This is a genomic window from Streptomyces sp. SID14478 (genome assembly GCF_010548525.1).
Taxonomy (GTDB): Bacteria; Actinomycetota; Actinomycetes; order Streptomycetales; family Streptomycetaceae; genus Streptomyces.
Genome location: NZ_JAAGMG010000883.1, coordinates 1 through 3,726, shown reverse-complemented (window position 1 = coordinate 3,726; position 3,726 = coordinate 1). Strand labels below are relative to the sequence as shown.

3 protein-coding genes are annotated in these 3,726 nt (G+C 76.4%); all 3 read left to right on the top strand.

Annotated features, from left to right (window positions below; genetic code table 11):
- On the top strand, window positions 1–1,403 hold a 1,403-nt coding region (locus G3I40_RS28990; protein ID WP_239091999.1), incomplete at its 5' end, for an NEW3 domain-containing protein.
- On the top strand, window positions 1,400–2,473 hold the full coding sequence (locus G3I40_RS28985; protein ID WP_164305472.1) for a LacI family DNA-binding transcriptional regulator: 1,074 nt from the start codon (window positions 1,400–1,402) through the stop codon (window positions 2,471–2,473). The genes G3I40_RS28990 and G3I40_RS28985, both read left to right, overlap by 4 nt.
- 86 nt (window positions 2,474–2,559) lie before the next feature.
- The gene (gene mmuM / locus G3I40_RS28980; RefSeq protein WP_164305470.1) at window positions 2,560–3,480 is read left to right on the top strand and encodes a homocysteine S-methyltransferase; all 921 of its coding nucleotides are present in this window, start codon (window positions 2,560–2,562) and stop codon (window positions 3,478–3,480) included.
- The last annotated feature ends 246 nt before the right edge of the window (window positions 3,481–3,726 follow it).

The window sequence follows — 3,726 nt, the reverse complement described above, 5'->3', positions numbered from 1 at the left end:
GCGACGGACGCGTCGACGTGCTCGACCCGGCGCCGGGCCCGGAGCCCCGCGCACCCTTCGAGCCCTTCGAGGACCGCACCGTCGCACTGCTCGTGCGCGGCACCCCCGGGTTCGCCGTCGACACCCGGGGGCGGCTGCACAGTTCGCTCATGCGGTCGTGCACCGGGCGCCCGTCGGGCGAGTGGATGGACCCGCCGCGCCGTACCGCGCCCGACGGCACCTCCTTCCAACTGCAGCACTGGACCCATGTGTTCGAGCACGCCCTCGTCGCCTCGCCAGGCGACTGGCGCGCGGCCGACCTCGTGCGCAGGGGACGGGAGTTCAACCAGCCGCCGACCGCCGTGACCGCCGCCCCGCACGCCGGTACGGCGCCCGGCACCCGGGCCCTGCTCGCCGTCGAACCCGCGGACCGGGTCCTCGTCGAGACGGTGCAGCGGGCTGCGGGCGCCGGGGGCCCGGCCTTGTCGGTGCGACTGAGCGAGACCCACGGGCGCCCGGCACGCGCCACGCTCACCACACCCGTCCCCGTGCACGCCGTCACCGCCGCCGACCTGCTGGACGTCGAACGGGCCGACCCGCACCCGCTGACGCTGCGCCCGAACGCGTACACCACGGTCCGGCTCGCCACCGGCCCGCTGCCGGGCCTCGCGCACCGCTCCGAGGACGTGCGGCCCGGGTTCAGCCGCTACTGGCTGCACAACACCGGCACCGCCCCGCTCGGCGGCGCACCGCACTCCCTGACGGTGTCCCCGGCGGCGCTCACCGCGGGTTCCGCGCCGCTGCGCACCGAGGCCGTCCTCACCTCCAACGTGCCGGCCGGACCCGGCGCGCAGACACACGCCCTGACCGTGACGCCGCCCGAGGGCTGGCACGCCTCCTGGACCGCGGACACCGTGCGGCTCGCTGACGGTGGTCACGTCCGGCTGCCGCTCGTCGTCGACGTCCCCGAGGACGCGGCGCCCGGCGACCACCTCGTACGGGTCGCCGCGAGCGGGGTCGAGGACTGTCTCACGGTGACCGTGCCCGGCTCCGGGGAACCGCCCGCGGGACTGTCCGTCGACCTCGTCACCGCACGCGTGGTCGTGGCACCCGGCGGCGCGGCCGAAGTGCGCGCAAGGGTGCGCAACACGCTGCACAGCCCGCTGCACGGCGAGGCCCTCGTCTCCTCCCCGTACGGCAGTCGGGGGATGATCGTCGAGCGCGCCGTCCCGCTGCGGGTACCGGCCCGGGGCGAGACGGAGATCGTGTTCGGCGTACGGCCTCCGGCCGACACCCCGCCCGGTGTCTACTGGATGGTGATCAAGGCCGTGTGCCAAGGACGCTTCGCCTACGGGCCCGCCGTCCCCGTCACCGTCCGGGGCGGCCCGGCACCGCACGCAGTTCACGAGGGGACCTCACGATGACACTCCGGCCACCACCGGGCGACGGCGCGCGGACGACGCCCGCACGCCGGCCCACGATCAAGGACATCGCCCGCAGAGCCGGGGTGTCGGAGAGCGCCGTCTCCTTCGCCCTGAACGGCAGGCCCGGCGTCTCGGAGGGCACCCGCGACCGCGTCCACCGGGTCGCCCGCGAGCTGGGCTGGCAGCCCAACAGCGCCGCCCGCGCCCTGTCCGGGGAGCGCTCGGGCTGCGTCGGCCTGGTCCTCGCCCGGCCCGCGCACACGCTCGGCGTCGAGTCGTTCTTCCTGCAACTCGTCTCCGGCGTCCAGGAAGTCCTCGCCGCCCGCAAGGTGGCCCTGCTGTTCCAGGTCGTCGAGGACATCGACGCGGAGTGCGACGTGTACCGGCGCTGGTGGGCCGAGAACCGCGTCGACGGACTGCTCGTCGTCGACCCGCGCACCGACGACCCGCGGCCCGAACTCCTCGGCGGGCTCGGACTGCCCACGGTCGCCATCGGCGCCCCTGCCCTCGGCAGCGACGCCCCGCACGTGTCGACCGTCTGGGCCGACGACACCGCCGCGATGGCGTCCGTCCTGACTCATCTGCACGGCCTCGGCCACCGGCGCATCGTGCACGTCGCGGGCCTGCCCGGGCTCGCCCACACCGAGCGCCGCATCCGCTCCCTGCGCACCGAGGCCGGGCGGCTCGGACTCACCGACGTCCGCTCGGTGACGACGGACTACTCCGACGCCGAGGGCGCCGAGGCGACCCGGCGCATCCTGGACGGGGAACAGCCGCCGACGGCCATCGTGTTCGACAACGACGTGATGGCCGTCGCGGGCGCCTCCGTCGCCGCCGAGCGCGGCCTCCAGGTGCCCCGGGACCTCTCCCTCGTCGCCTGGGACGACTCCGCGCTGTGCCGCCTCATGCACCCGCCGCTCACCGCCCTGGTGCGTGACACCTCCGGCTTCGGCCGGCTCGCCGCGCAGGAACTGCTCGACCGGCTCGACGGCGGCCCGGTCCGCAGCCTCCAGGCCGAGCTGCCGCACCTGGAGCCGCGGGAGAGCACGGGGCCGCCGCCGCGAAGGTGACCGCCGGGGGCGCACCGTAGCGGGTCGCCGGGCGGGCGCATGACGGGCGAGTCCGAGGCGGCCCCGGGCGTCGTAGGGTCGCAGGCATGACCTGCGACTCCACCCTGCCCCGCGCCCTCGCCGACGGCCGCGTCGTCGTCCTGGACGGAGGCCTCGCCAACCAACTGGAGGCCGCCGGGCACGACCTGAGCGACGAGCTGTGGTCGGCGCGGCTGCTCGCCGAGGAGCCCGGGGCGATCGTCGCGGCCCACCGCGCGTACTACGAGGCGGGCGCGAGCGTCGCCATCACCGCGAGCTACCAGGCCACGTTCGAGGGGTTCGCGCGCCGCGGCATCGGGCACGCGCGAGCGGCCGAACTCATCGGACTCAGCGTGGAGTTGGCGCGCACGGCGGCCCGCGAGGCGCGGGCGGACCGGCCGCTGTGGGTGGCCGCGTCGGCCGGTCCGTACGGGGCGATGCTCGCCGACGGCTCCGAGTACCGGGGCCGGTACGGGCTGAGCGTGAGCGACCTCGAACGGTTCCACCGCCCGCGACTGGAGGTCCTCGCGGCGGCACGGCCCGACGTGTTCGCGCTGGAGACGGTGCCGGACACGGATGAGGCGCGGGCACTGTTGCGGGCGGTGCGCGGGCTCGGGGTGCCGGCCTGGCTCTCGTACAGCATCGAGGGGGAGCGGACCCGCGCCGGCCAGCCCCTGGAGGAGGCGTTCGGGCTGGCCGCCGACGCCGAGGAGGTCGTCGCGGTGGGCGTCAACTGCTGCGCCCCCGACGACGCGGACCGGGCGGTGGAGCTGGCCGCGCGGGTGACCGGCAAGCCGGTGGTCGTGTATCCGAACAGCGGGGAGACCTGGGACGCGGGGGCCCGCCACTGGACGGGGACCTCGACGTTCGCCCCGGCGCGGGTGGCCGCGTGGCGCGGCGCCGGGGCGCGACTGATCGGCGGCTGCTGCCGGGTCGGCCCCGACACGGTCGCCGAGGTCGCGGCGGCGGTGGCCCGCCGGGCGGGGTAGTGGTCTTCGCGCTGACCGCCGCGGTCGCTCGTGGCTGGTCGGGGGCTGGACGTTCGGCCCGGAGCGGTTGACCGCGGCGGTGAGTGCCGGGTGAGCCGGACGCGGTCGCCGTGGTGGCCGGCCGGGCCGGGCAGGGACCCATGTGTCGAACGCCGCCGCTGCTCGCGGTTGGTCGGGTGCGGATGTTCACCTCGGCGCGGACGATCGCGGTGGTCGGTGCCCGGTGGGGCCGGACCCGGCGCGGCC

Bases quoted from the DNA above. Each gene is read 5' to 3' on its own strand.
- mmuM (WP_164305470.1), top strand. From the start codon at position 2,560: ATGACCTGCGACTCCACCCTGCCCCGCGCCCTCGCCGACGGCCGCGTC.
- G3I40_RS28985 (WP_164305472.1), top strand. From the start codon at position 1,400: ATGACACTCCGGCCACCACCGGGCGACGGCGCGCGGACGACGCCCGCA.